Below are 26,550 nucleotides of genomic sequence, written 5' to 3'. Positions count from 1 at the left end.
GCCCAGGGACGGGTGCGTCAGCCGACGTGCTGCTCCTCCGCCGCGGCGACGGGCCCCGCCGGCGACTCGCCCTCCCGGCCCTCGCGCGGCGCCTGGATCGCCCCGTCGGACGCGAAGGTGAACTCGCGGTCCGCCCCCTCGCCCTGGACGCCGACGGTGACGACCTGGCCGGGGAGGACCTCGCCGAACAGGATGCGCTCGGACAGGGCGTCCTCGATGTCGCGCTGGATCGCGCGGCGCAGCGGGCGGGCGCCGAGCACCGGATCGAAGCCCCGGTCGGCCAGCAGATCGCGCGCCGCGTCGGTGAGCTGCAGTTCCATGCCCTGGGCGCGCATGCGCTCGGCGAGCCTGGCGACCATGAGGTCGACGATCTGCTTGATCTGGTCCTTCTCCAGCGGCGGGAACACGATCGTGTCGTCGACGCGGTTGAGGAACTCGGGGCGGAAGTGCTGCTTGAGCTCCTCGTTGACCTTCGCCTTCATCCGCGAGTAGTCGTGGGTGAGATTCTGGGAGGACTGGAACCCGGTGAGCACGCCCTTGTTGATGTCGCGCGTGCCCAGGTTCGTCGTCATGATGATGACGGTGTTCTTGAAGTCGACCTTGCGGCCCTGTGCGTCGGTGAGCCGGCCCTCCTCCAGGATCTGCAGCAGCGAGTTGAAGATATCGGGGTGGGCCTTCTCCACCTCGTCGAAAAGCACGACGGAGAACGGACGGCGGCGGACCTTCTCCGTGAGCTGGCCGCCCTCGTCGTAGCCGACGTACCCGGGGGGCGCGCCGAACAGCCGGGAGGCCGTGTGTTTCTCGGAGAACTCCGACATGTCGAGCTGGATGAGGGCGTCCTCGTCGCCGAAGAGGAACTCCGCGAGCGCCTTGGCCAGCTCCGTCTTGCCGACGCCCGTGGGGCCGGCGAAGATGAACGACCCGCCGGGGCGCTTGGGGTCCTTCAGGCCGGAGCGGGTGCGCCGGATCGCCTGGGACAGGGCCTTGACGGCCTCGTCCTGGCCGATGACGCGCTTGTGCAGCTCGTCCTCCATGTGGAGGAGCTTCGCGGACTCCGTCTGAGTCAGCTTGAACACGGGGATGCCGGTCGACATGGACAGCACCTCGGCGATGTCGTCCTCGGAGACCTCGGCGATGTCGTCGAGGTCCCCGCCCTTCCAGGCCTTCTCCTTCTCCGCGCGCCGCTCGCCGAGCTTCTGCTCCTCGTCGCGCAGCGACGCGGCCTTCTCGAAGTCCTGGTCGTCGATCGCGGACTCCTTGTCGCGGCGCACGCCCGCGATCTTCTCGTCGAGCTCGCGCAGCTCGGGGGGCGCCGTCATCCGTCGGATGCGCAGGCGGGCGCCGGCCTCGTCCATCAGGTCGATCGCCTTGTCGGGCAGGAAGCGGTCGGAGACGTAGCGGTCCGCGAGCTCGGCGGCGGCCTCGATCGCCTGGTCCGTGATGATGACGCGGTGGTGGGCCTCGTAGCGGTCGCGCAGCCCCTTGAGGATGCCCACCGTCTCCTCGACGTTGGGCTCCTCCACCTTGACCGGCTGGAAGCGCCGCTCCAGGGCGGCGTCCTTCTCGATGTACTTGCGGTACTCGTCCATCGTCGTGGCGCCGATGGTCTGCAGCTCCCCGCGGGCCAGCATCGGCTTGAGCATCTGGGCGGCGTCGATCGACCCCTCCGCGGCGCCCGCCCCGACCAGGGTGTGGATCTCGTCGATGAACAGGATGATGTCCCCGCGGGTGCGGATCTCCTTGAGGACCTTCTTCAGGCGCTCCTCGAAGTCGCCGCGGTAGCGCGACCCCGCCACGAGCGAGCCCATGTCCAGGCTGTAGATCTGCTTGTCCTTGATGGTCTCGGGCACGTCCCCGCGCACGATGGCCTGCGCGAGGCCCTCGACGACGGCGGTCTTGCCGACGCCGGGCTCGCCGACCAGCACCGGGTTGTTCTTCGTGCGCCGGGAGAGGACCTGCATGACGCGCTCCATCTCGGTCTGGCGCCCGATGACGGGATCGAGCTTGCCCTCGCGGGCGGCCTGGGTGAGGTTGCGCCCGAACTGCTCGAGGATCGCGGAATTCGTCTGCCCCGGGTCGCGCAGCGGGGCGCCCGAGACGCCCACGGCCTCGCGCCCGTCGCCCTCTCCGGTCTGGCGCTGGTAGCCCGACAGCAGCTGGATGACCGTCTGGCGGACCTGGCCGAGGTCTGCGCCGAGCTTCGTCAGCACCTGGGCGGCCACGCCCTCGCCCTCCTTGAGGAGGCCGAGGAGCAGGTGCTCCGTCCCGATGTAGTTGTGTCCCAGCTGGAGGGCCTCGCGCAGCGAGAGCTCGAAGACGCGCTTGGCGCGAGGCGTGAAGGGGATGTGGCCCTCGACGGGCTTCTCGCCCTCCCCGATGATGTCGATGACGGCGGCGCGCACGTCGTCGCGCTTGATGTCCATCATCTCCAGGGCCTTGGCGGCCACGCCCTCGCCCTCGGTGATGAGCCCCAGAAGGAGGTGCTCGGTCCCGATGTAGTTGTGGTTGAGGCCCCGGGCCTCGTCCTGCGCCAGGACGACGACTCGCCGCGCTCGGTCGGTGAACCGTTCGAACATGGGCTCCTCCTCGGTGGATGGGGTGCAGACGCACGGGAACGCCTGACAGCTGGTCCCCACACTACGGGCATCGGGAGCCGGCGTCAGGACTGTTCACTCAAGGCGTGAGGCCCGCCCTCAGGCACCGGCCCCCTAGGGGACGGCGCTCCGCTGCGGCCGGGCGCACAGCGCGAGGTAGGACACGGCCGCGAGCGCGGCGGCCCCGCCCATGACGGCGGTCATCGAGGCCGCGGTGGCCTCGCCTCCCACCGCGACCAGCTGCGCGGCGACGCCGGAGAACAACGCCTGGACCGCGCCCTGGACGGCGGCGGCCATCCCGGCGTCCGCCCCGTGCGGCTCCAGCGCCAGCGCCGTCGTGTTCGCCATGATCGGCCCGTTCGCCAGGGAGGCGAAGACGATGACGACCATGAGCAGCCACAGCGGCGGCTGCCCGGTGAGCGCCGCGAGGGCCGCCGCGACCAGGGAGGCGGCCAGGCTGAGCGCCAGCGCGCCGGCCAGCACGCGCCGGGGCGTATGCCGCACGATGAGCCGGCTGTTGAGCAGGCCCCCGATGATCATGACGACCGCGTTGAGGGCGAACACCAGCGAATACTGGAGGGGACGCAGCCCATACTGGTTCTCGATGACGATGGCGGACCCGGAGATGAACGCGAAGAGCACGCCGCATCCGAAGGCCTGGGCCAGGGTGTATCCGAGGAACATGCGGTCGGTCAGGACACTGCGGGCGCTGCGCCGCAGCCAGCCCGCCTCCTCCCCGCTCCGGCGCCTCCCGGGAGGCAGGGACTCGCTGACGACGCCCGCGCAGCCGGTGAGGAGGGCCACGGCGATGCCGGCCAGCACCCACATGATGCCGCGCCACCCGATGGGCTCGGCCAGGACCCCGCCGAGGACCGGCGCGATGATGGGCGCCAGGCCTGTGATGACGCCGAGCAGGCTGAGCACCTGGCCCAGGCGGACCCCGCTGGACAGGTCGCGGGCGAGCGCCTTGCCCATCGTGATGCCCACCGACCCGGTGAAGCCCTGCAGGAAACGGGCCGTGATGAGCAGCCCGATCGAGGGGGCCGCGGCCGCGCCGATGCTGGAGAGCACGAACAGGGCGGAGGCCACGAGGAGGGGTCGCCGACGTCCGAAGCGGTCGGACAGGGGGCCCCAGAACAGCTGGCCCACGGCCATGCCGACCATGTACAGCGCGACCGTGGACTGCACGTGGGCGGAGGTGACGCCCAGATCGGTGGCGACCTCCGGCAGGGAGGGCGTGTACATGTCGGTCGCCAGGGGCGTGACCGCTCCCAGCAGCGCGACGACGGCCATCAGCCCGGCCGTCATGGTGACGGCGCGCCCGTCCATGGCAGGCCCCATGCGCCACCACCGCCCGATGCGGCCGGCGTCCCGTCCGGGGACGGGGGCGGGCGCCGCCTCCGGCGCGGGCCGCTCGAGTGTGTCCGCGGTCCGCTCAGGCATGGGCGGCCTCGCTCTCCTGCGACGTGACGAGGGCGTCGCCACGGCTCTCGGCTCCGGCAGGCCGGGACGGGCCGGTCCGTCCCTCCGGCGGCGGGGCGAGCCTCTCGTCGAGGGCACCCAACAGCGCGAGGGCCGCGTCCAGGCGCGCCGGGTCGTCGCCGACCAGAGGGGCGAGCATCGCCGCCCATCCGGCGCGGATCCGGTCCAGGTTCTCCGCCGCCAGGCCGGTGGAGGCCAGGCGCACGCATCGGCGGTCCGCGGGATCGGGGCTCCTGCGGACCAGGCCCCGGGCCTCCAGCGAGCGCAGCGCGGCGCTCATGTTGGAGGAGGTGAGCCCGACCCGGGCGGCGGCAGCGGACGGGGAGATCCCCGGAGCGGAGCTGACGACGCGCAGGACCAGACTCTCCACGGGTGAGAGCACATCTACGCCGGCGGCGTGGTCCCGCACGGTGATCTTGCGCGCCACGCTCAGCACGGCGTCCGCCAGGTCCGCGACGGCCTCGTTCCGTTCATCCATACGGTGTCCCCTCTCATCGGCACGAACACCACCGATGATAAGAACGCTATCTTTCCATAGTCAATTGCGCCCGCATGTCGTCGCGCGCACCCGGGGCGCGCCCTCACGCCTCGACGAGGACGGTGAAGGGGCCGTCGTTGACCAGATCGACCCGCATCTTCGCGCCGAAGACGCCGGTGGCCACCTCGACGCCGCGGGCGCGCAGCCCCGCGACCACGGCGTCGACCAGCGGCTCGGCCTCATCGCCGGGGGCGGCATGCGACCACGACGGGCGCCGGCCCTTGCGCGTGTCGCCGTAGAGGGTGAACTGGGAGACCACCAGCACGGGCGCGCCGGTCGAGGCCACCGACTCCTCGTCCTCGAGGATGCGCAGCTCCGCGATCTTGCGGACCACGGTCTCCACCTGGGCGGGACCGTCGCCGCGCGCCACCCCGACGAGCGCCACCAGCCCCGGCCGGCCGATCGCCCCGACCACCGAGCCGTCGACGCTCACGCTCGCATGCAGCACGCGCTGCAGGACGGCCCTCATCGCGCGGACCCCAGCCCGCTCGAGCCTCCCGCGCCCGGCACATCCGGCCGCCGAAGCGCCGGGTTGGACAGCCCGACTCCAGGACGCTGCGCTGGCGAATCCTGGGCCCTGCCCTCGATCGGCACGATCAGCTCCTGGGACGCAGCCACCCCGTCGATGTCGAAGACGACGTCGGCGGGAACGGCGCGGGCCACCAGGGCGAGCGCGATCGGCCCCATCTCCGCATGGCGCGCGACCGAGGTCACCACCCCCACCTGGCGCCCGCCGCGCTCCAGCCGCGCACCGGCCCGCGGAATCTCCCCCATCGACCCGTCGAGTTGGAGGAACACCAGCCGTCGGGGCGGGCGTCCCAGGTTGAGGACGCGCGCCACCGACTCCTGCCCGCGATAGCAGCCCTTGTCGATGTGGACAGCCGTGCGCAGCCAGTCCAACTCCGCCGGGATCGCGCGGGCGTCCGCCTCGCGCCCGATCCGGGGACGCCACGCGGCCACGCGCACCGCCTCCCAGGCCAGCAGACCGGCGGGCCGGCGCCGACCGGCCTCCTCCGGCGCGCCCGCGCCTCCCAGCCAGGCGGCGGCGAAGTCACCGGCCCGCTCGCGCCGGACGAGATGCAGGTGGGCCTGCAGCCCCGCCCCCGGATGGCGGCCGCGGAAGTACGCGGTGCCCCCCTCCGCCACACCAGGCCAGGGGTCATCCCAGGTCAGCAGCCATCCAGGCCAGACCCCGGTCCCGCCGCCGCCCGCTGGGGCCGGGCGAGGCGTCACGGTCCCGAAGACCGTGAGGTCCCCGCGCACGGCGACCTCGACCCTCAGCGCGAAACGCATCGAGTCCAGCCACTCCGCCAGAGCCTGCGCGCGGTCGCCCTCGGTGGTGAGGAATGTGGCGGTCCCGTCGTCGGCCACGGCGGCGGCGTGCTCGATGTGGCCCTGGGGGTCCAGGACCAGCAGCTCGCGCGCGTCCCCGGGCCCCATGCCCGTGATCACCTGGGAGGTGATCGACGTCAGCCATGCCTGCCGGTCCGGGCCGCGCACCTCGACGACCCGGAGATCGCCGCGGTCGACCAGGCCGCGGCCCCCCTCCAGGGCCCATTGCTCGCCCGAGGGGTCCCCGAAGTGCATCGGCACGCCCTCCAGCTCCCCCTCCCCGGGCACAGCCCCCGGACGCGCGAGCAGCGGCGACCGCCAGCCCCCCGCGCTCACCGCGGATCGCCCTCGTCCATGGGGAACAGTGGCGAGACCTCGGCGGCGGACGAGACGTCGAACAGCGGGAGGCCTCCCCCGGGGAGGCGGCGACGTCGGCGGGGACGGCCTCGCCCGAGGCCGTGCGCGCGAATCCGGTGCGAGTGAGGCGGCCGGACAGGTCGATCGCGACCTCCTCGCCGGAGACGGTGCGTTCCTGCGTCCACATGAGCTCCCCGGCGACCATGCCGTAGAGGCGGGCGAGCGACTCGACGGACTCGGCGCGCGGACCGCGGGCGATCGCGTCGGAGTTGAGCTGCACGCGCGGCCCCATGCCGACGCCGGCCCACAGGGTGGCCAGCCCGGACATGTCCGAGCCGGAGCCGGTGAGCTCGCGCGGCTCCTGCTCGCCGGGCGGGGGGAGCTGGCCCGATCCCGGAAGGACGGCGAGGTAGACGGTCTCCTCGCGCAGGATCTCCCCCTCGGCGAGCACCGCCAGCCCCTCCTGGGCATCGAGCGTCGGATCGATGTCGGGACTGTCCGCGGGAGCGTCCGCCCCGTCGGGATCCGCCGCGGTCGACGCCGCGCGGATCGTCGTCACCAGGCGCACCTGGACACCCCTGACGTCGGCCGCGATGTCCTCGACGACCACCCGGTCGGGCGCATCGCCGGGAGTGGCGAGCATGCCCCATCCCTTCCACGTGCCCAGCATCCAGGCCAACGGCGCCACCTCGGGCGGCAGATCTGAGGGAATCACCATCATGCGCACCAGCCTACGGCCGCCCGGACGGGGCGTCCCCGCGGCGCCCGGCACCCGGTGTCAGATGCCGCCGACACGGATCATGACGTAGAACGGCAGGACCGCGACCAGGAATTTCGCGCACCCGCGGGCCAGCCCCCCGCGTGCCGTGGGATGGCGGCGGCCGTGGTCGCCCAGCAGCCCGTCGACCGCGATGACCGCCAGCGCCACCGACACGCCGGTGGCCAGGCCGGCGACCAGGATGGCCGCCGTGTCGCCGATCCCCCGCGCCAGGTGGGGCAGGACCCGTGGAAGCGCGATCCCCCCTCGTGCGGCGGCCCAGGCGGCGGCGCCGACCAGCAGACCGCCGAGGATCCCTCCGCACAGGGCTCCCAGCGAGTTCGCCCGGTAGGTGCGCCCGATCTGGTCGCCGGCCACCGCCGCGACGACGACGAAACACGCGATGACGGCGGTCCCCGACCACTGCGGAGCGGCAGCCAGGGCCACCCAGCAGGCGCCCGCGGTCGACACGAGGGCGCCGGTCACCGCACCGGGCAGCGAGACCGTCATCGGGGCCGGCCGGCCGCCGGACCCGGGCGCCGCCCGCCGGGGCTCGGCGCCCGAGAGGTCCCGAGGGGCGGGGGCGAAGGCCAGCTCCGCGCCGACCAGGCACACGACGCCCAGGCCCGCGGCGAGCGTCACGGCGAACATGTCGCGCCAGACCATCACCCCGGCGCCCGCGACGATGCCGGCGACGGCCACCACGACGCGTCCGGCCACCGTCATCGGGCTCTCAGTGAGGTCCGGCCACCCGACGCCCAGGCCGGCGCAGGCCACGGCCGTCACCGCCACGGCCGCCACGGCGCGGACGCCCAACGCGAGGGGCCCCACCGCCAGCGAGGTCGCGCCCGCCCCCGCCAGGCCCATCGCCATCATGGCCGCCAGACCGGCGACGGTCCACGCGGACACCCGCAGGCGGAGCCCCGCGGTCTCCGCCTGCGCTCGGGACGCGGGCGGGCGTGCCGTGTCCCGACGCGGCGGACGGCCATGCCGCGCGTGGTGCGCGCCCGGGAGGACTGGCGGATGCCGATTGCTCACAGGGGGATCGTCCCATATCCGCGGCGAACGCGTACGGCCCGGCCCGCTCCGGCCCGGGCGCCTGCCGCGCGCGGCGGGCGCCCCACGTGCCGTATGCTGGAGCACGGCACCGGCTCGGTAAGCCCCGGGCTCCAACTATTGCCGCCTCGAGCGGCCTTCGCGCCGACAGGCGCTTCCGGGTCGGTGTCCCAGATCTCCGACAGCGACGCCGCGCCGCATCCGGCCCACGTAGGATCTGCGTCATGCACCTCGTGGCCGACGCCGGGCGATCCCTCGGGACCATCGTCGTCGACGCGGCGCACGCTCTGGCCCGGCATTGGCCGGCGCTCCTCGTCATCTACCTCCTCGGCGCCGCGGCACGGGCCGGGTTCCTGTGGCTGGCGGTCGAGGTCTCCGACCTCTGGTCGCTGGGCGGCACGCTGCTCATCCCCCTGGCGTCGATCTCGATGCTGGTGGCCATGGTCCTCATGCTCCGCGCCGTCGCGCCGGCCCTCCCCCTGCTCCGGGAGTCGGTGGGCCCAGACCGCCCGCGCCAGCGCCTGCGGGCGGACATCACCGTGGCCGTCCAGGTGCTGATCCCGTTCCTGGCGGTCTACGCCTCCCAGGGGATGCTCGCGGCGGACGCCCGCTCCGCCATCCACGACGCCACTGCCGACGAGTGGATGAACAGCTCCCTCGACGCGCTCGACTTCGGGCGTTTCAGCGACACGCCCGACAGCGTCTACCTCGTCATCGTCATCGCCGCGCTCGTCGTGCGCAAGGTGATCGCGGGGTTCGGCCTGTCCCGGCGCCATCTCGGCATCGCCGCGTTCGCCGGCTACCTGGAGGCCCTGTGGATGGTGACGCTGGCCACCGCCTTCACGCGATCGATCGACTCGCTCAAGGAGTGGGTGGGCTCGCGCGCCGTCATCGTTCGCCTCACCGACGCCCTCCAGACCGCGATCGACGTGCTCGGCCCCCTCGGCCGGGCCGCGCAGGCCGCCATCGACCAGGTCGCCGCCGTCATCTCGTCGATGGGCGCGCTGGTGATCGTCCCGGTCGCCTGGATGGCGGTCGGCGCCACCGTCTACGGCACCTCTCTGCCCGACGCCTCGCCGCTGGCGACGCCGGAGGAGGTCACCCGGAGGCTCCACAGGATCCCGAACCCCATGCGCCGCGCCGCCTCCCAGGTGGTCGAGCCGGTCGTCAGCCCCATCCAGAACGCGCTCACGGCCATCGGCCGCATCGCCGTGGCCGGTGTCCTGCCGATGGTGTTCCTCTGCCTGGTCCTCGCCGGAGCCTCTCACCTGCGCATGCTGACGGCGCGTCTGCTGCATGCGCTCATCGGGCCGCAGTCGCAGCTGGTCGCCTACTCGCTGACGCCCATCGCGGATATGGCCGCCAGGGGCGTCTACACCGTGGTCGCCGTCGCGCTCCTGGCCGCGGCCGTCAACACCATCGCCGCCCGGAGGCTCGAACAGGCCCCGGAAGACGCCTGACCGCGGGTCACAGGCCCGTGGGCATCACCCAGGCGGTCCCCGACTCCCCGCTGAGCCGCCCCATGTCCACGCGGACGTCGGACGGCGTGACCGCCGACGGCACCGCGACGAAGGTCTGCACCTCGTAGGCATCCGGCCGCTCGACCTCCGCGGCGACCCAGGTGAAGGTCTGCCAGTCGAGTGTCGGCCCCGGCGCGTCCAGGGGGACGCAGGTCCCCGCCGCGTAGTCGATGTAGGGCTCGCCGCCGCGCATCTTCCCCCCTGGGCTCCGTAGCGCGTCCCGTCAGGCCCCGTCAGCTCCACCGAGCATTCGTCCAGCACCATCTCCGGCGGGGCGCTCACCTCCAGGGTGACCTTCCACAGCCGCGCGCCGGGCATGGCGACGGCCTGGCCGTAGAGCTCGAGGTCCAGGTCGGACGCCGCCGGCACGGCCGTCGCGGGCACGACGCTGTCCACGGTGAGGGTGGCGCGGTAGTCCGCGCCCGTGCCCTGCGGGTACACCACCACGGAGTCCTCTGTGCCGATGGCGACCGAACGGTCGCCCCGGACCTGGTCGTGGGCCATCCATGGCAGCGCGACGCCCACCAGGCGGAAGAGATTGGCCGCGACGGCCAGCGCCAACGCCGGGGCCAGCGCCGCCAGGTACCAGCGGTTCGCCCGCCACCACGACGGCGCCGCCCGGTCGGCTGCCGGACCGGCGGGGCCGGCCAGCGGATCGGCGCGGTCCTCCCCGCCTGCCGCGGAGTCCGCTCCCGCCTGCGCGCCGATGGGCCCTCCGGCGTCCTCGCCCCTCATGACTGCTCCCCTCCGGGCACGGCCGCCTCCGTCACGCTCACAAGGTCCTCGGGCGCGCGGACGAGGGGGTCGTCCTCGTCGAGGCCGAGGTCGACCATCGCCAGATCATCGGACGGGGAGCCCGGGACGCCCTCGGCGGGAATGCCGACGACGAGGCCGGCGACGTCGTCGGAGGCGACCTCGAACGCCACGGTGCATTCCAGCGGCACTCCCGGCTGGGCGGTCGAGCATCCGGTGGGCCCCACGGCGTCGGCGTAGGTGCGCCCGGATGCCCCGTGCGCCTCGAATCCGGCGAACACGCGGGGCTTTCCCGCGGCTTCGACGTCCATCGTCAGCACGACCCACGTCCCCGCGGTGCCGTAGGTCTCGCCGTACCACTGGATCGACCGGGCGGTGCGCACCGCGACGGGCGTGACCGCACCGGTGCGCAGCCGGGCCGTCTGCCCCAGGACCACCTCGTGGACGAAAGGCTCGTCCAGGACGTCGCCCGAGGACGGCACCGCACGGTCGATGGCCGAGCCGAGCGCGAGCCCGGCCAGGATGACGACGGTCGTGGCCGCCGAGGCCGGAAGGGACCACCGAGGCACGTCAGTCCACCTTCCCGGTCGGGGCGACGGCGATCTCCTGGGTGGACACGGCCGTGCGGTCCGCCCAGAACATCCCGCCGTCGAGGCTGGAGGCCCGCCAGGTCGCGCGGGTGTGGACGATCCGCAGCGCATCCGGCTGCGGGGAGTCCGCGGGGACCTGCCACACCAGCCAGTAGTCCTGGGGGATGCCCGGCTGGACGGCTCGCTCGTGCGCGCCGTCCACCACCCGGTAGGCGGCCCATGGGACGAGTCCCGCGGGCACGCCGCCTCCCGACTGCTGAGACTGGCCCGCGACGTCCAGGCCCTCGGCCTGGGAGGCCTGCCCCGACGCCGCCTCGACGCCCGGCATGATCGCGACGACGCTCTGGCACAGCTGGGAGACCGGGACGGGGGCGTCGAAGGAGGACTCCACGTGGGCGCGGACGACCAGCGAGACCGTGTCCTCCGGCTGCCAGCCCAGCGGGGCGGCATCCGCGGTCCAGAACGCCTCCTGGATCGTGATGGTGAACGGGTCCGCGGAGGCCGGCGCGCCCTCCTCCACGACGGCGAGGGCCTCGGGGTCCTCCTCCGCGGCCCGCCATCCGCCGAAGACGCCCGTGACGGCGATGACCGCCAGGCCCGCCAGGATCGCGATGTTGACCGGATTGACCAGGTCGGAGAACAACTTGAGGAACCGCAGCCACAGCGGGCCCGACGGACCTCCAGCGGGCGCAGCCGCCCCGCCGGGCGGCCGAGGCGCGCCGGACCGCTCCGCGCCCTCAGGCGCGGAGCCGACCTCGTCGATGGCGCCGGAGCCCATTCCCGGGACCTCTCCGCCTTACCCCAGGAGCGGGAAACGCACGATCGTCTCCTCGCGCCCGGGCCCCACCCCGATGGAGGAGATGCGGCAGCGGCACAGCTCCTCCAGACGCCTGATGTAGGCCCGCGCATTGGCGGGCAGGTCCTCGAAGGACGTCACGCCGGTGATGTCCCCGGTCCAGCCCGGCAGCTCCTCGTAGACGGGGACGGCGCGGTTGAACGCGGCCTGGTCCAGCGGCATCTCCTCACACCGGCGCCCATCGACCTCGTAGGCGACGCACACGGGGATGGACGGATAGTCGGTGAGCACGTCCAGCTTGGTCAGGCAGATGTCGGTGAGGCCGTTGATGCGCGTCGCGTAGCGCACCACCACCGAGTCGAACCAGCCGGTGCGCCGCGGGCGCCCGGTCGTCACGCCGAACTCGCCGCCCTTGTCGCGCAGGGCGTCCCCGACCTCGTCCGTGAGCTCGGTGGGGAACGGCCCCTCTCCGACACGCGTCGTGTAGGCCTTGGCAACCCCGACCACGCGATCGATGCGGGTCGGGCCCACGCCCGTGCCGGTCAGCGCGCCGCCGGCGGTGGGGTTCGAGGAGGTGACGAACGGGTATGTCCCGTGGTCGATGTCGAGCATCGTGGCCTGTCCGCCCTCGAAGAGGACCGTCTGGCCGGCGTCGAGGGCGTCGTTGACCACCAGGGAGGCGTCGGCGACCATCGGGCGGACGCGGTCCGCGTAGGACAGGAGCTCGTCGGTGATGGCCTGCGGGTCGATCGTGTCCAGGCCGTAGGCGGACAGCAGCCGGTTCTTGTCCGCCAGCGCCGCGCGGACCCTCCCCGCCAGGGACTCGGCGTCGAAGAGGTCCTGGATGCGCAGGCCGATGCGGTTCATCTTGTCCGCGTAGGTCGGGCCGATGCCCCGGCCCGTCGTGCCGATCTGGTGCTCGCCCAGCCGCTTCTCGCTCGCCCGGTCCATCACCCGGTTGTAGGGCGCGATGATGTGGGCGTTGGAGCTGACGAGCAGCTTCGAGCAGTCGACTCCGCGCGCCGTCATCTGATCGATCTCCTGGAACAGGACCTCCAGGTCCACCACCACGCCATTGCCGATCACCGGGGTGACCCCGGGGCTGAGGACGCCGGCGGGGAGCAGGTGCAGCGCGTACTTCTCCCCGTCGACGACGACGGTGTGCCCGGCGTTGTTGCCCCCGTTGTACTTGACGACGACATCGGTGTGGCTGCCGAGCTGGTCGGTGGCCTTGCCCTTGCCCTCGTCCCCCCACTGGGCCCCGAGCACGATGACGGCTGGCATTGGACGTCCCCTCCTCCGATGTCGCGGCGGTTCCCGCGAGGACGGCATGGGACCGTCCCCGCCAATCCTAGGGGAAGGGTGCGCTGCCTCACGCCCTCGCTCGGATCGTGGGCCGCCGGCCTCCGTGTCACTCGCCGGCGCGCGGCCGTCCTCGTCCCCGCATCGGCGCAGGATGGGGATCCCTCCCCGCCTCCTTGAGGGCCCGGCGCAGGACGACCTCGATCTGGGCGTTCACCGAGCGCAGGTCGTCGGCCGCCCATTTGGCCACGGCCGCGTGCACATCCGGGTCCAGGCGCAGCAGCACCTGCTTGCGGGCGCGCGGCCGCCGGAGGGCGTTCGCCTCCGCGCCGGTCCCCGCCCCTCCGCCCGGATCGTGAACCGGGCTCTCAGACCGGGGATCGCCCTCGTCCGTGACGGCCACTACGCGCGCCTCCTCCCGGTCCGGGGCCGCAGCGCCGGGTCCGTCCGGCTCACGCGTACAGCGAGCCCGCGTTGACGACGGGTGTGGTGCGCTGGTCCGAGCAGAGCACGACCAGCAGGTTCGAGACCATCTGCGCCTTGCGCTCGTCGTCGAAGGAGACGATCTCCTCGCTCTCCAGGCGGCTGAGGGCCTGGTCGACCATGGTCACGGCGCCCTCGACGATCTGCTCCCGGGCGGCGATGACGGCGCCCGCCTGCTGGCGCTGGAGCATCGCCTGGGCGATCTCGGGGGCGTAGGCCAGCGAGGAGATCCGGACCTCGACGATCTCCAGTCCCGCGAGCGCGACACGCTCGGCGACCTCGGAGGCCAGCTCCGCCGACACCAGGTCGGTGGCACCGCGCAGCGAGGTCTCGCCCGTTCCGGGCTCGTCATAGGGATGGGTGGTCGCGACGTGGCGCAGGGCCGCCTCCGACTGGGTCTTGATGAACTCCTCGTAATCCTCGACCGCGAAGACGGCGCGGGCGGTGTCGGCCACCTGCCACACGACGATGGCAGCGATGTTGATCGGGTTGCCGTCCAGGTCATTGACCTTGAGCTCGTTGGTCTCGAAGTTGTGGACCTTGACCGAGACCTTCTTGCCGGTGGTGAGCGGGGGGACGAGGCTGAGCCCGGTGCGCCGGACCGTGCCGATGTAGCGTCCCAGGAACTGGCGGACCTTCGTCTGGCCGGGGGCCACGATGGTGAGCGAGGTGCACGCGACCAGGGCGAGGAGCACCAGCACGGTGCCTCCGATGAGCCCGGGCGCGCCGCCTTGCTGGGCATCGGCGGCGATGGCGCCTCGGACGAACAGGACGACGCCGAGGACCATGACCGCCAGGATCGCGACGAGCGCGAGCAGGGCGGCGAAGGAGCCGACCGAGGGCGCCGGCGTCTCCTCGATGTCGACGCGCGTGCCCTCGTGGCCGACGGGGCTCGCGGCGGGTGCCTCCTCCGGGGCCGCGCTGGGCACGAGGGGGGCGCCGGCCGACCGCCGCGGGTCGTCGGGGAGCGGATTGAGGGGAGTGGGCATGTCAGGCTCCTTGTGTTCGGATGCCACGAGGCTATCAAAGTGATATCTATTTTTCAATGGGACCGGCTTGCCCGCCCGCCAGAGGGCGCCCAGCCCGAGGCTCAGCGCCCCGACCGGTCCGATTCCGATCTCCGAGGCCGTTGAACCTCGGGTTGGGCGCACACCCAGGAGCTCATCGGCCGCCGAGCGGACGGACGGGCCGAGGAGGACGGGAAAGCCCCGCCCGCCGGACGATCTCCCCGACGATGAGCTCCGGACTTCTCAGCTCCCGGCCCTTCGCCCTCAGGACGATGTACCCGAGCGCCTCAAGGTCCTTCTGCCGTATCGCCTCCCGGTCGTAGGAGCGCAGGATCTCCACGACGGACCGCCCCCGCTTCCCCTCACCGTCGAACTCGACGACGATGCGGTGCTCCGGCAACTCGAAGTCGACGTAGTACTCCTTCCTCCCCGCCACATGGACCACCTGGGTCCGCACCTCCCGGAACCCGGCCGCCTTGAGGATCCACAGGAGCTCCCTCTCCGCCACGGACTCGCAGGCCGCGTCCGCCGCCGCGATCACCGCCATAGCCTTCCGCACACCCCGGCGTCCGGGAGCCTCCCGCAGACGGCGGAACAGAAGTTCCCGGACCTCCTCCTCCCGCGCCCGGCTGGTCTCGACCTTCTCGGAGAACCGGTTGAACGCGGCGCACTGCCGCAGCGTCCCCGAGACGACGATGACGCCCTCCCTGGGCGCCTGTTCCATGGACGCCTGCACCGCTGCCGTCACCGGATCCACCAGCCGGAGGCCCGCCGGCCCCTCTCGCATCCACGCCGGATCGAGACGGGTCTGATGACGCAGCAGACGCGCCTCGGGCACGATCCCGATGCCCGCCGAGAAGTCCGGGAGTTGGATGCGCGGGAGGACCATCCTGCCCACGCCCCGCGCTCTCGGATCACAGACGTGCACGTCCATCAGCTCATCGCGCACCTCGACCCCGTGGCACAGAGCGGCGGTCTGGTGGCTGATGACGGCCCGCGGCCCCAGGACGATCTGCACCGCGAACGCCCGTGCCACGGTGGCGAGCTCGAAAACCCTCCACTGATGGCCGAGTCCCGCCAAGCAGGACGTGTCGAGGAGGACCTGACGCCACACCCGCGTCAGCTCACCGCCGCGTTGGGCGGCGGCGCACCGCTTGGCCGTCGCACGCGTGGAGACAACCAGATGCTCCCGGACCTTCCAGAGATCGATCATGACAACAGTTCATACCAGTTCACTATGTTTGACAACATTCCGGGAGGGGTTGTGGACGGGCTGCGCCCCGCCCGCCCGTCTGGCAAGCGCCCAACCCGAGGTTGGGCACCTCAATCGGCCGGATCCGGCGCCCTCAGCCCGCCGAACCTCGGGCCGGGCGCCGGGGTCCCGCTGCTAGCATGCCGGAGTGCCGCATCCATCGTCCGCCCCTGAGCCCCCGGTCATCGCCTCAGGCTCGAACTCCCAGGTCAAACGGGCACGCGCCCTGCTCAAGGACTCAGGAGGCGGGCATGGCCGCCGTTTCGGCGATCTCTTCGCCGCCGAGGGCGTCCAGATCGCCACCCGCGCCCTGCGCGCACCCGACTGGGACATCGAGCAGATCATCGTCTCCGACCCGGACCGCTCCCCCGCGCTGGCCGACGTCGAGCATCTGGCGCAGGCGCGCCGGGTCCCGGTCGCCCGGGTCACCGCGCCCGTCTTCCTCCACGTCACTCAGCGCCAGATGCCCGCCGGCGTCGTCGTCCTGGCGCACCGACGCGTCCATCGCCTGGACGAGCTGCCCGGCGACCGCCCTTTCCTGGTCCTCGAGCATCCCTCCGCCCCGGGCAACATCGGCACGATCGTCCGCACGTGCGAGGCCGCGGGTCTGGGCGGTGTCACGCTGATCGGACCGCACGCCGATCCGTTCTCCCCGTCAGCCGTGCGGTCCTCGATGGGGTCCGTGTTCGGCGTGCCCCTGGCGCCCGGCATCGGCGCCGGCGACCTGGTGACGTGGGCACGTCGCAGCGGGCACGCCCTGATCGGGACGTCGGGCGGCGCCGCCGAGTCGCTGTGGGAGGCCGAGCTGCCCGACCGCTCCGCCATCATCCTGGGCAACGAGGGCGCCGGCATGACCCCCGAGCTCCAGGCCGCCTGCGACGCGATGGTCCGCATCCCGTTCTCCCCCGCGGTGGACTCGCTCAACCTGTCCGCGGCCGCCGCCGTCATCGCGTTCGAGTACCGACGGCGGGTCCCCCTCGTCGAGTGACCCTCCTGGCGGCCCCTATTCGGCGGCGGCCCGCTGGGATCCGGCGCGCACGGAGACGACCTCGTACAGGGCGATCCCCGTGGCGACGGCGGCATTGAGCGACTCCACGCGCGAGGAGATCGGGATGGAGACAACCTGGTCGCAGGTCTCACGCACCAGACGCGACAGGCCGGTCCCCTCGGCGCCCGTGACGATGACCAGCGGCTCGGCGGCCAGCCCCAGACCACGGATCGGGACATCCGATCCGCCGTCCAACCCGACGACGAAGAACCCGGCCTGCTTGCACTCCTGGAGCGCGCGGACCAGGTTCGTCGCCCGCGCGACGGGCACGCGCGCGGCCGCCCCGGCGGACACCTTCCACGCAGCCGTGGTGACGCCGGCCGAGCGCCTCTCCGGGATGATGACCCCGTCCGCCCCGAACGCCCCCGAGGAGCGCAGCACGGCCCCCAGGTTGTGCGGGTCCGTCACCTGGTCCAGCGCCACCAGGAGGGGCGCGCCGATCTGCTGCATCGAGTCTGCGATGAGGTCCTCGACCTGCGCGTACTGATAGGCCGGGACCTCGATGGCCACGCCCTGGTGGGCGGCCCCGTCCGAGGCGACGTCCAGGTCCCGGCGCGTCACCTCCACGACCGGGGCGCCGGTGCGTGCGGCGGCGCGCACGACCTCCTCGACACGGTCGTCGGCGATGTTGCCGATCACGAAGACCCGTTCGACGGGCACCTCCGCGCGGACCGCCTCCGCCACGGGGTTGCGTCCGGCGATCAGCTCGTGGCCCTCCGGGAGTCTGATGGAGGTCTTCGCGCGCGCCCGGGCGATCGCGGCGTCCTGCTCGGCGCGCTTCTCCCGGGCCACCTTGCGCTTGTGAGCGGGATGGTAGGTGCGGTCCTCGGCCTTCGGCGTGGGCCCGCGGCCTTCCAGGGCCTTGCGGCCGTGGCCGCCGGTCCCGACCCTCGCGCCTTTCTTCGTCGTCGGCTTGCGCACCGCGCCGCGACGCCCTTGGTTCCCTGCCATCGCACTCTCCCGTTCATGCGCCCGCGGGAGCGGGAGCACGCCCAGCGTAGAGGATCCGGCCGGGTCCTCCGCCCGCGCACACGACGAGGGCGGCCCGCCCGCCCAAGACCCGCGCTCCCAGAGGACGCACGGACCAGGCTGCCGCAGGGCCGTCCTCGCCACGCCCGAGGAGGAGGGGCCAGGACCGCACGGGTTCACCTGTGCGGGGCCCCTCCTCCCAGGGATCAGCGCCGTGCCATATGCGCGATCCTTCGCCGCCACCCGGCGAGGCCGAGCCCGCCCAGCGCGAGCGCGCCGGCTGCCAGCAGCAGCGGCCGCACCCACGCGCCGGTGGAGGACAGCCGGGAGCCGCCTCCCGCGCCGCCGATCGGCACGGCCGCGCCCGGGCCGTCGGAGCCTGCGCCGGGCGTGTCCGCCGTGGCGCAGCCGACCAGGACGAAGGTCGCGTCGGAGGGCCCGGTGAGTCGGACGCCGCCGTCGACCTTCTCGAAGGAGACGGGCAGCCTCTGGCCGTCGACCACCTGCTCGACCCGCTGGACGTCAAGGCTGCTCGCGATCGTGAGCACGCCCGTGAGTGTGCCCTTGGCGTTGGACACCGCCACCGTCTGCTGGTTGCCCGAGGTCGAGCACGTCGCGCTCAGCGAGTCGCCAGCCGCGAACGCCGCATCCATCGACACGCATCCGGAGGCGAGCGTCGTGACCGGACGCGCGAGCGTCACGGTGACTGTGCGGGTCGCCGCCGCACCGTGGGAATCGGTGGCGGTCAGCACGACGGTGTTGTCGCCGAGGGCCAGCGTCTCCGGATCCGCGACCAGCTCCGTGCCGTCCTGGTCGTCGGTGACGCTCCAGTGCGCTGCGGGGTCGAAGGGCAGGTCCGTGTCCGGGTTGAGGGTGAGCGAGTCCGGCCCGTCGATGACCGGCACCGCGTTGACGAGGAAGGCCATCGCCTTCTCGGACTCGTTGCCCGCCCAGTCGGTCGCCCGGGCCGTCAACACATAGGCGCCGGGCTCGAGCGCGCCCGCGTCGAACGCGACCTCGGAGGTCCCGTCCTCGGTTGCGGCCTCGAGAGGTTCGCCGTTCAACTCGGCGGACACCGTCGCCTCGGGGTCGCTCGTCGACACCGTCACGGGCGTCTCCGTCCCCGCCGTGATCACGTCGTCGTCCACGACCCCGTTGACGGTGACATCGGGGGACGTCGTGTCGAGGACGACGCCGCCGATGTAGAGCGTACGGGCGTTTCCCAGCTGGTCGGTGGCGACCAGGCGGATCGTGTCACCGTCGTGGACCGTGCCGCTCCACTTCCAGGTGCCCGTGGCGTTCCCGAAGTCGGAGAGCGCCGTCTCGAGGTTCGCCACGGCGTCGTTGTTCACCGTCAGCGTGTAGCTGGCGGTCTCATCGGAGATCGTGCCCGCCAGGACGATCCGGGCCGACGAGGCGTCGGCGGGAACGCGGATGGAGAGGGCGCGCGCCGGATCTGTCGCGCCGGGGTCCTCCACGATCTCACCTGGCTTGACCGAGTCGACCGTCACGGCCGGCGCTTCCTCGTCGTACAGGAACTTGACCGCGTAGTCCCACACGAGCGTCCCGTCGGAGTCGACCAGGCGGAAGTTCGTGTCGTTGACGCCGACGGCCAGCGGGACGACGGCGTCGAAGGTGCCATCCGCTGCCACGGTCACGTCGGCCCCACCGATGGAGAACTCCTGCGGCTGATCGGCCAGCCGGCCGGTGACGTGGAACTGAGCGGATCCATCCTGCGCGTAGGTGAGATCCGGGTCTCCGCTCGTCACCGCGTGCACGATCTCGTTGGCGGGATCGACGTTCGAGTCGAGGACGAATCCGCCGTCCGCTGCCGGAGCCTCGATGCGAGCCGCCTGGGCGGGGGCCAGGTTGACGCCGTCGCTCGCGGTGACCGTCACCGTGCGGCGGGTGCGGGCGACCGCGTCGAGCGTCACGCTGAACGAGCCATCCGGTTCCACCGCGGAGGCCTTGCCGTTGACGATGACGGAGGGGGCTGTCGCGATGTTGTCTGTGACCGATCCGGCCACCGTCACCGTGCCGTCGGCGTTGGCCGCGGCCGAGCCGATCGTCACCTCCGGCGCGGTGACGTCGTAGGTGACGGCCACGCTCAGGGGGTCGCCCGCGGCCTTCCCCGTCGCGTCGAAGCCCTGGAGGGTGTACGAGGTCGTCCCCTCCGTGATGGGCGCGGTGAGCGTCGCGAGGCCGGTCGAGGCGTCGACCGCGACGGGTGCGCCGCCGTCGACGGCCACGCTGGCGATCTGGCCGCCGGCCCTGGCCCTCAGGGAGAGCTGCCCGCCCTCGACCAGCTTCTCGCCGTCCGCTCCGACCGACGAGCCATTGATCGGGCCACCGGTGAGGACCGACTGGTCGACCGCGGCCAGGCCGGAGGCCAACGCCTGGACGTCGGCACCGGAGGGGTTGCCCGCCTGGTCGACGGCCGTGACCTGGACCATCGTGGCACTCGCGGGTACCTTCACGGTGAAGGTGCCGCTGGCGGCGCCCGCGTTCGGCTTGGCCGTGACGTCGGCACTGGCGGATCCGTCCTCGCCGATCAGGGCGATCGCGGTGGACCATCCCGCGGCGCCGCCGTCGACTGCGTCCGAGGTGTCGGAGAAGGAGTAGGTGAGCAGCAGGTCGTCGCCGCTCTTCTCCGTGTTCTGCAGAGCGATCGTCGGGGCGACCGTGTCGATGCCGAAGGGCATCGACACCGGGTCCTGGGCGGCGAAGCCGTCGGCGATGGTGGCGGCGGCCTGGAAGACGTACCGGCCGTCGCGCAGAGTCTCGTCCTCGGCCGTCTTCGCGTTCCACACCGTGCCGTCGAACATCGCCTCGGTGGCCACGTGGAACTGGCTGACCTTGCCCGCCAGCACGTCCGCCAGCGCGGGGGCGGAGACTTCGCTGCTGGTGCCCGGGCGGGCGATCACCGCGCCCGAGGAGTCGAGGATGGAGTAGTCGATCCGCTGCGCGTTGCGCATGAGGGTGAGCAGCGGGAGGACCGCATCGGACTGGCCGTCTCCGTTGGGCGAGATCCACCCGCCGTCACCGAGGTAATAGGTGGCGCCGCCCGACACCGTGGCCAGCTGGGTGCCGACTGAGGGATCCTTGGCGCCCTCGCCGCCTCCGAACAGCGCCGGGTAGACCGCCTCCTCGCTGAAGGCGTAGGGGTCGATGACGTCCTCCGCGTTCCAGTCCCCGACGTATCCCAGGAAGGGCACGCGCAGGTCCGGCTGGGTGTCGCTCGCCGAGTCGAAGTCCAGCCATCCCTCGAGGTAGTGGTCGTCGGCCGAGGTGTCGGGCGTGATCATGAAGGAGGCGGTGGTGGTGCCGCCCGCCGGGACGGTCACGGTCCCGGCCGACGCCGTCACGGTGTCGGAGGCGTTCTCGGTCACCACGTTGCCGGTCGCCTGGTCCTGCGTCTCCGTGACGGCGGTCGCGCCCGGCGTGAAGGCGAGATCGGCGTCCCCCTTGTTCGTCAACGTCACCGTGACCGTGCGCGGCGCCTCGACCTCCTTGAGGGCGACGTGGGCGTCGCCGTCCACCGTGGCGAAGACGCTCGTGTCCAGGGCGTCCTCGGTCTGGGCCAGGCCCGCGCCGATCTGGCGCGGGGCGTAGGGCACGCCGTCGGCGTCCTCGAGCACTTGGGCGGTGTTGATGAGGGCCGTGCGGAAGAGCGCGTTGAGATCGACGTCGTTCGCGTCTGCGAAGCGCTCCTGGTACTCCTGGAGGCCCAGCGCGACGATGCCGGCCAGCTGCGGAGAGGCCATCGACGTGCCCGACATCGAGCCATAGGTGTTGTCGTTGAGCGTGGAGTAGACGTTGCCGCCGATGCCGGCGATGTCGGGCTTGAACTCGAGGTCGGGGGCGGGGCCCCACGACGTGAAGCCGGAGGGCGTGAGCGCCGCGGCGTTACCGGTCTCGATGGCGTCGGCGGTGAGGGTCACCCTGACCGTGTGGCCGGCCTGGAGTTGCTCGGCGATCTGGCTGCCATAGGAGTGGCCGGCGAACCCGACGAAGCCCGTGGCCCCCTCGGTCCCCGCCATGCTGACGATCTCGTCGCCGCCCCCCTCATTGTTGTAGACGAGGATCCCGTCGGCGCCCGCCTCGAAGGCGTTGGCGATCTTGTCGGCGAAGCTGTACTCGCCGCGCTGGACCAGGGCGATTTTCCCCTCGGCCCCCGCGAAGTCGGACACCGCACCGCCATATCCCGCGTCCACGATCTCCGTCGGCGCGGTGACCAGGTCCCCCGCCTGGTGGGAGTAGGGGAAGGACAGGTCCGCCGCGTCGGTGCCGCTCCAGTAGGCGCTGGCCTTTTCGGAGGTGACGACGCTGTTCTCGACGGAGGCCACCGACAGGGCGCTCAACGCGGTGGAGGGCCCTCCCACGGTGGCGCTGTCCTGGTAGCCGTAGTAGTCCTCGGTCTCACCCGAGCTGGAGCCGCGCAGGCCGGAGTTGCCGGCCGAGACGACGACGAAGGTGCCGGCCTCGGTGGCCGTGTCGACCGCCCTCTGGATGCCGTAGTCGGAGTCGGTGAAACCGCCGACCGATCCCAGCGACATGTTGATGACGTCGGCCCCGTGCCTCACGGAGTCCTCGATGGCGGCGATGATGTCGTCGTCGTAGGCGCTGCCGGACTTCGCGGGGGCGTTGGAGAACACCTTCATGGCCAGCAGCTGGGCGTTCGGGGCGATGCCGTTGACGGTGCCGGTGGTGGTCGGGCTGGCGTCCTCGGAACCGCCGTTCGCGGCGACGATGCCGGCGACGTGCATGCCGTGCTGAGAGGAGGTCGTGTCCTTGACCGTGTCGTTCTCGTCGGCGAAGTTGTGCCCGTAGGGGACCTTGAGGGTGAAGCCCTTGGAGGCGTCGTAGTCCGTGATCGCGACGTCGTCCTGCGCGTCGGCGTCCAGGCGCATGTCCTGGTGGGAGGCGTCGATGCCGGTGTCGATGACGGCCACGACCAGCCCTGACCCGTCGACCCCGTAGGACCGGCCGGCCGCGGCGGCCTGGACGAGCTCGGAGGAATGCTCGTCGGTGGGCACGTACTCCCGTGACCGCTGGACGGTCGCGACGCCGGGCGCGGCGGCGAGCGCCGGGATCTTGTCCTCGGGGATCTCCGCGGAGAACCCGTTGACCAGGTAGCCGAACTGGCGGTCCACGGTGAGCCCGAAGGCCTCGGACCACGTGTCGAGGAGGGCGTCCTGCTGGGCGAGGTTGGCGGCCTCGGCGCCGCTGGACGCCGTGGCGGGCTGGTTGTCCAGGGTCACGACGACGCGGACCGTCTGGGTCGAGGCCGTCACCGCCTGGGAGGGGTCGTGGGCTGGGCTGGTTGACTCAGTCGGCGCTGCGGAGGCGATGCCCGGTACGGCAAGGCCCGCGCTGGCGGCCAGACCGATCAACGCTGTGATCGCGCGTCTCATCGGTTCTCCGTCGTCTCACTGTGTGGGTTTCGACATCATCAACCTTTCTTTCCAAGGTCGTGACCAACTGTTCGCAGGATGGACGTCCGCGCCTGTCGCCGTCCCGCCATGCGGTCAGGTCTGGACATGGGCCCGCCGCCGTGACGGCGCCGGCTCTCACCGCAGGGACGCCCTCGTCCCGGGGTCCAGGCACGCCCCGGGCGCACTGGTCAGGCGAGCCGCCAGGTGGCGCCGCCCCGCCCGTCCTCCAGCACGATGCCCGACGCGGCCAGCCGATCGCGCAGGGCGTCCGCCCTCGCCCAGTCCTTGGCGGCCCGCGCCTGCGCGCGTTCCTCCACGACGGCGCGCACCAGCGCCTCGAGCGCCTCGTGCTCGGCGCCGCCGGACCCCGCGCCCGCCCCCAGCGTGTCGCGCCACTGCGGGGAGGCGGGATCCAGCCCGAGGATGTCGAGCATCGAGCGGACGAGGAGCTGCTCGCGGCGCACGGCGGGAGCGTCCCCCTCGCTCAGAGCGGTGTTCCCGGCGCGCAGGTGCTCGTGGGCGGCAGCGAGCGCGCCCGCCACGTTGAGGTCGTCGTCCATGGCGGCGGAGAAGGCCTCCGGAAGCTCGTCGGGAGCCAGGGCGCGGACCTCCTCGAGGGGCACTTCGCCCGCCACGTCGATCGCGCGTCCGACGAAGCCCGAGAAGCGCTCCCAGGCGAGCGCGGCGGCAGGCAGGGTCTCCGGCCCCCATTCGATGGCGCTGCGGTGGTGGACGGTGGACAGCGCCCAGCGCAGGACGGCGGGCGGGAAGTCGCGCGTCAGCGCCTCGATCGAGAGCACATTGCCCAGCGACTTCGACATCTTCTCGCCCTTGGTCGTCACCCAGGCGTTGTGGACCCACAGGCGCGCGAAGCCCCAGCCGGCCCCGTGCGACTGGGCCTGTTCGTTCTCGTGGTGGGGGAAGCGCAGGTCGATGCCGCCGCCGTGGATGTCGAACTCCTCGCCGAGATAGCGCCGCGACATCGCCGAGCACTCCAGATGCCATCCGGGGCGCCCCCGGCCCCATGGCGAGTCCCACTGCGCGGTCTCGGGCTCGCCCGGCTTCGCGGCCTTCCACAGGGCGAAGTCCCGGGGATCGCGTTTGCCCGCCTCGACGGCGGCGTCGATCTGGGCGTCGTCCTCGGTGGTGCGCATGTCGGCCAGGCGCTGACGGGTGAGCGAGCCGTAGTCGGGCTGGGAGTGCACGTCGAAATAGACGGAGCCCGACGCCGGATCCGCGTAGGCGTGGCCGCGGTCGATGAGCCGTCGGACCAGCGCGATCTGGTCGGGGATGTGGCCCGTGGCGCGTGGCTCGTAGGTGGGGGGCAGGACGCCGAGGATGCGGTAGGCGTCGGTGAACTCGCGTTCGAAGCGGTAGGCCCACGCCCACCACGGGCGGCCCGCCTGCGCGGACTTGGCGAGGATCTTGTCATCGATGTCGGTGACGTTGCGGATGTACGTCACGTCCAGGCCGGCCCGGCGCAGCCAGCGGATGAGCGCGTCGAAAGCGACGGCGCTGCGCAGGTGGCCGACATGCGGAGACCCCTGAACCGTCGCCCCGCACAAGTAGATCCCGACATGTCCAGGTGTCACGGGATCCAACGACTGGACGCGCGCGGTCTTCGAGTCGTACAGGTGCACCGTCATACGGCCCATCGTAGTGGGAGCGCTGGGAGGGCTGGGATCCCCCGAGATCAGGTGACGAGGGCGGCGCCGCCCGCCCTCACGACCGGGATCTGGCCCCGGGACGGAGGCGGGGGCGGGCCGCGAGGAAGGACACCGCGACCTGCGCGGCAGCCAGGGCGGCGATCATCCACAGCACGGAGTCCCACCCGCCGGCGCCGCTGACCGCACCGGCGGCGACGGGCCCCGCCGACGCGAGCAGATAGCCGAGGGACTGAGCCATGCCGGCCATCGCGGCGGTCTCCTGAGGGGTCCGGGTGCGCAGCCCGGGCAGGGCCAGAGCGACCACCAGGGCCGCCCCCTGGCTGGCGCCCATGACGATGACCCAGGCGACGGCGGAACCGGGCGCCACGACCATGCCGGCGGCGCCGATGGCCATCGCGATGCCGGTGGCCGCGGCGGGCAGCCGCTGGTCGTCGACCCGTTGCATCCACTGGCCGATGGCCAGGCTGCCGGCGATGCCGACGACCATGAGCAGCATGAGATGGCTGCCGGCGGTCGCGGCGCTCAGGCCGTGGGCCTTCTCCATGGTGGGCAGCCACGCCAGCAGCATGTAGAACGTCGCCGACTGGAGGCCCATGAAGGCCGACACGGCCCACGCCGCCGGGGATCGGAGCACGCGCGCGCCGCCGCCCGGCGCGGGTCCCGCCGCGGGCGCGCCCGTCCCGGCCACGGTCGTCGGAGGCGTCGTCCACCCGGATCGCAGGCGCGGCAGCCACGCGAGGGCGGCGATGAGGACGACCACCGCGACCAAGGCGAGCGTGAGCCGCCACCGCCCGGCGAGTCCGGCGGTCAGGGGGACCGCGGACGCGGAGGCGATGCCCGAGACGCCGGCCATCACCCCGGAGTACAGGCCTGTGAGCGCCGAGATCGACTGCGGGGAGTCCCTCTTGAGGACGGCGGGCACCAGCACATTGCACACCGCGATGCCGGCGCCGATCAGCGCGGTTCCGGCATAGAGCGCGACGACCGACGGCAGGGAGCGCACGCCGACTCCCAGGGCCAGGACTGCCAGCGACACGGCGATCGCCGGCTCGATGCCCAGCCTCCCGGCGAAGCGGCCGGCCAACGGGGACACCGCGGCGAAGGCCAGCAGCGGCACGGTCGTGAGCAGTCCGAGCGCCCACGCGGCCAGCCCCGTGTCAGAGCCGATGAGGTCCACGAGCGGGCTCACCGACGACATGGGCGCGCGCAGGCAGGCGGTGACCAGCAGCACGGGGACCAGCGCGCCCCACGCGATGCGGGCAGGGTCGCCGGAACGCACCGTCATGCGGCCTCTCCCAGGCGTTGGGCCATCCGCGGCCGGTCCCCGGTCACCTGCGCCGTCGCATCGACCGGCACCCAACCAGCGCACGCCGACGCCATCGACGACGGCGAAGACGCCAAGGTATGGACATCAACAGCCTGGCCGGCACGAAAAGGGATGGTCATGGCGCCAGACTACCCGGGGACGAGGGCGGCCCCGCCGGCCGCGGGGCGGGACGGCCGGCCGCCGAGCTCGACCGACCCGCCGGGTTGCCCGAACTCGGCGACAGGGACCAACGTCCACGTTGACACCGTGTCAATAATGCCTATCCTGAGAGCGACAGCGAAGTCA

19 protein-coding genes and 1 pseudogene are annotated in these 26,550 nt (G+C 72.5%); 2 read left to right on the top strand and 18 right to left on the bottom strand.

All coding sequences use genetic code 11. From position 1 onward, the window contains the following. Positions 1-17 precede the first annotated feature (17 nt). The 7 genes and pseudogenes from ACFQWG_RS12835 to ACFQWG_RS12805 form a co-directional block, all read right to left on the bottom strand. Entirely contained in the window at positions 18-2,576 is a 2,559-nt protein-coding gene (locus ACFQWG_RS12835; protein ID WP_380975911.1) for an ATP-dependent Clp protease ATP-binding subunit, read from the bottom strand. 132 nt (positions 2,577-2,708) lie between these two features. Further along, a complete protein-coding gene (locus ACFQWG_RS12830) occupies positions 2,709-4,037 on the bottom strand; it encodes a multidrug effflux MFS transporter (protein WP_380975909.1) in 1,329 nt (442 codons plus the stop codon). Continuing rightward, positions 4,030-4,554 carry a MarR family winged helix-turn-helix transcriptional regulator gene (locus tag ACFQWG_RS12825; RefSeq protein ID WP_380975907.1) on the bottom strand — a complete coding sequence of 175 codons (525 nt, stop codon included), beginning with the start codon at positions 4,552-4,554 and terminating at the stop codon, positions 4,030-4,032. Before ACFQWG_RS12825 ends, ACFQWG_RS12830 begins: the two co-directional genes overlap by 8 nt. A gap of 103 nt (positions 4,555-4,657) precedes the next feature. Beyond that, positions 4,658-5,083 (bottom strand): D-aminoacyl-tRNA deacylase, encoded by a 426-nt coding sequence (gene dtd, locus ACFQWG_RS12820; RefSeq protein WP_291497724.1) that lies wholly within the window; start codon positions 5,081-5,083, stop codon positions 4,658-4,660. Further along, positions 5,080-6,201, bottom strand: a complete 1,122-nt coding sequence (ygfZ, locus tag ACFQWG_RS12815) for a CAF17-like 4Fe-4S cluster assembly/insertion protein YgfZ (protein WP_380976343.1) — start codon at positions 6,199-6,201, stop codon at positions 5,080-5,082. Before ygfZ ends, dtd begins: the two co-directional genes overlap by 4 nt. Positions 6,202-6,481: 280 nt before the next feature. Continuing rightward, positions 6,482-6,946: pseudogene (locus tag ACFQWG_RS12810) on the bottom strand (heme-binding beta-barrel domain-containing protein); the annotation flags it as partial. 135 nt (positions 6,947-7,081) lie between these two features. Continuing rightward, positions 7,082-7,969, bottom strand: coding sequence for a hypothetical protein (locus ACFQWG_RS12805; RefSeq protein WP_380975904.1), 888 nt, complete (start codon positions 7,967-7,969; stop codon positions 7,082-7,084). A 371-nt stretch (positions 7,970-8,340) separates the two neighbouring features. On the opposite strand from ACFQWG_RS12805, the gene ACFQWG_RS12800 reads away from it, so the two are divergent. Then, positions 8,341-9,576 (top strand): hypothetical protein, encoded by a 1,236-nt coding sequence (locus tag ACFQWG_RS12800; RefSeq protein ID WP_380975902.1) that lies wholly within the window; start codon positions 8,341-8,343, stop codon positions 9,574-9,576. Between the two features lie 7 nt (positions 9,577-9,583). On the opposite strand, the gene ACFQWG_RS12795 is transcribed toward ACFQWG_RS12800, so the two are convergent. The 7 genes from ACFQWG_RS12795 to ACFQWG_RS12765 all read right to left on the bottom strand — a co-directional run bounded on the left by ACFQWG_RS12795 (position 9,584) and on the right by ACFQWG_RS12765 (position 15,780). Continuing rightward, positions 9,584-9,829, bottom strand: a complete 246-nt coding sequence (locus tag ACFQWG_RS12795) for a hypothetical protein (RefSeq protein WP_380975900.1) — start codon at positions 9,827-9,829, stop codon at positions 9,584-9,586. 538 nt (positions 9,830-10,367) lie between these two features. After that, a complete protein-coding gene (locus ACFQWG_RS12790; RefSeq protein ID WP_380975899.1) occupies positions 10,368-10,958 on the bottom strand; it encodes a hypothetical protein in 591 nt (196 codons plus the stop codon). Position 10,959: 1 nt separating this feature from the next. Continuing rightward, the gene (locus tag ACFQWG_RS12785; RefSeq protein ID WP_380975897.1) at positions 10,960-11,757 is read right to left on the bottom strand and encodes a hypothetical protein; all 798 of its coding nucleotides are present in this window, start codon (positions 11,755-11,757) and stop codon (positions 10,960-10,962) included. 18 nt (positions 11,758-11,775) lie between these two features. Further along, positions 11,776-13,059, bottom strand: coding sequence for an adenylosuccinate synthase (locus ACFQWG_RS12780; RefSeq protein ID WP_380975895.1), 1,284 nt, complete (start codon positions 13,057-13,059; stop codon positions 11,776-11,778). Between the two features lie 127 nt (positions 13,060-13,186). Then, positions 13,187-13,480, bottom strand: coding sequence for an AT hook motif protein (locus tag ACFQWG_RS12775; protein WP_380976372.1), 294 nt, complete (start codon positions 13,478-13,480; stop codon positions 13,187-13,189). 49 nt (positions 13,481-13,529) lie between these two features. Next, positions 13,530-14,549, bottom strand: a complete 1,020-nt coding sequence (locus ACFQWG_RS12770; RefSeq protein ID WP_380975893.1) for an SPFH domain-containing protein — start codon at positions 14,547-14,549, stop codon at positions 13,530-13,532. Between the two features lie 172 nt (positions 14,550-14,721). Beyond that, on the bottom strand, positions 14,722-15,780 hold the full coding sequence (locus ACFQWG_RS12765) for a DUF559 domain-containing protein (protein ID WP_380975891.1): 1,059 nt from the start codon (positions 15,778-15,780) through the stop codon (positions 14,722-14,724). Positions 15,781-15,967: 187 nt separating this feature from the next. On the opposite strand from ACFQWG_RS12765, the gene ACFQWG_RS12760 reads away from it, so the two are divergent. Then, positions 15,968-16,807, top strand: a complete 840-nt coding sequence (locus ACFQWG_RS12760; protein ID WP_380975889.1) for a TrmH family RNA methyltransferase — start codon at positions 15,968-15,970, stop codon at positions 16,805-16,807. 15 nt (positions 16,808-16,822) lie between these two features. Here ACFQWG_RS12760 and rlmB read toward each other — a convergent pair whose 3' ends face one another. From rlmB to ACFQWG_RS12740, 4 genes are all read right to left on the bottom strand, one after another. Beyond that, a complete protein-coding gene (rlmB, locus tag ACFQWG_RS12755; protein ID WP_380975887.1) occupies positions 16,823-17,818 on the bottom strand; it encodes a 23S rRNA (guanosine(2251)-2'-O)-methyltransferase RlmB in 996 nt (331 codons plus the stop codon). 224 nt (positions 17,819-18,042) lie between these two features. Further along, positions 18,043-23,250, bottom strand: coding sequence for a S8 family serine peptidase (locus ACFQWG_RS12750; protein ID WP_380975886.1), 5,208 nt, complete (start codon positions 23,248-23,250; stop codon positions 18,043-18,045). A 209-nt stretch (positions 23,251-23,459) separates the two neighbouring features. Further along, positions 23,460-24,917, bottom strand: a complete 1,458-nt coding sequence (gene cysS, locus ACFQWG_RS12745) for a cysteine--tRNA ligase (protein WP_380975884.1) — start codon at positions 24,915-24,917, stop codon at positions 23,460-23,462. Positions 24,918-24,993: 76 nt separating this feature from the next. Next, positions 24,994-26,223, bottom strand: coding sequence for an MFS transporter (locus tag ACFQWG_RS12740; RefSeq protein WP_380975882.1), 1,230 nt, complete (start codon positions 26,221-26,223; stop codon positions 24,994-24,996). Positions 26,224-26,550 lie beyond the last annotated feature (327 nt).

This window comes from Schaalia naturae (assembly GCF_042665795.1).
GTDB lineage: Bacteria > Actinomycetota > Actinomycetes > Actinomycetales > Actinomycetaceae > Pauljensenia > Pauljensenia naturae.
The sequence above is the reverse complement of the archived record's forward strand: the minus strand, read 5'-3'. Positions and strand labels throughout refer to the sequence as shown.

Bases quoted from the DNA above. Each gene is read 5' to 3' on its own strand.
- ACFQWG_RS12835 (WP_380975911.1), bottom strand. From the start codon at position 2,576: ATGTTCGAACGGTTCACCGACCGAGCGCGGCGAGTCGTCGTCCTGGCG.
- ACFQWG_RS12830 (WP_380975909.1), bottom strand. From the start codon at position 4,037: ATGCCTGAGCGGACCGCGGACACACTCGAGCGGCCCGCGCCGGAGGCG.
- ACFQWG_RS12825 (WP_380975907.1), bottom strand. From the start codon at position 4,554: ATGGATGAACGGAACGAGGCCGTCGCGGACCTGGCGGACGCCGTGCTG.
- dtd (WP_291497724.1), bottom strand. From the start codon at position 5,083: ATGAGGGCCGTCCTGCAGCGCGTGCTGCATGCGAGCGTGAGCGTCGAC.
- ygfZ (WP_380976343.1), bottom strand. From the start codon at position 6,201: ATGCACTTCGGGGACCCCTCGGGCGAGCAATGGGCCCTGGAGGGGGGC.
- ACFQWG_RS12800 (WP_380975902.1), top strand. From the start codon at position 8,341: ATGCACCTCGTGGCCGACGCCGGGCGATCCCTCGGGACCATCGTCGTC.
- ACFQWG_RS12795 (WP_380975900.1), bottom strand. From the start codon at position 9,829: ATGCGCGGCGGCGAGCCCTACATCGACTACGCGGCGGGGACCTGCGTC.
- ACFQWG_RS12785 (WP_380975897.1), bottom strand. From the start codon at position 11,757: ATGGGCTCCGGCGCCATCGACGAGGTCGGCTCCGCGCCTGAGGGCGCG.
- ACFQWG_RS12780 (WP_380975895.1), bottom strand. From the start codon at position 13,059: ATGCCAGCCGTCATCGTGCTCGGGGCCCAGTGGGGGGACGAGGGCAAG.
- ACFQWG_RS12770 (WP_380975893.1), bottom strand. From the start codon at position 14,549: ATGCCCACTCCCCTCAATCCGCTCCCCGACGACCCGCGGCGGTCGGCC.
- ACFQWG_RS12765 (WP_380975891.1), bottom strand. From the start codon at position 15,780: ATGATCGATCTCTGGAAGGTCCGGGAGCATCTGGTTGTCTCCACGCGT.
- rlmB (WP_380975887.1), bottom strand. From the start codon at position 17,818: ATGGCAGGGAACCAAGGGCGTCGCGGCGCGGTGCGCAAGCCGACGACG.
- ACFQWG_RS12750 (WP_380975886.1), bottom strand. From the start codon at position 23,250: ATGAGACGCGCGATCACAGCGTTGATCGGTCTGGCCGCCAGCGCGGGC.
- cysS (WP_380975884.1), bottom strand. From the start codon at position 24,917: ATGACGGTGCACCTGTACGACTCGAAGACCGCGCGCGTCCAGTCGTTG.
- ACFQWG_RS12740 (WP_380975882.1), bottom strand. From the start codon at position 26,223: ATGACGGTGCGTTCCGGCGACCCTGCCCGCATCGCGTGGGGCGCGCTG.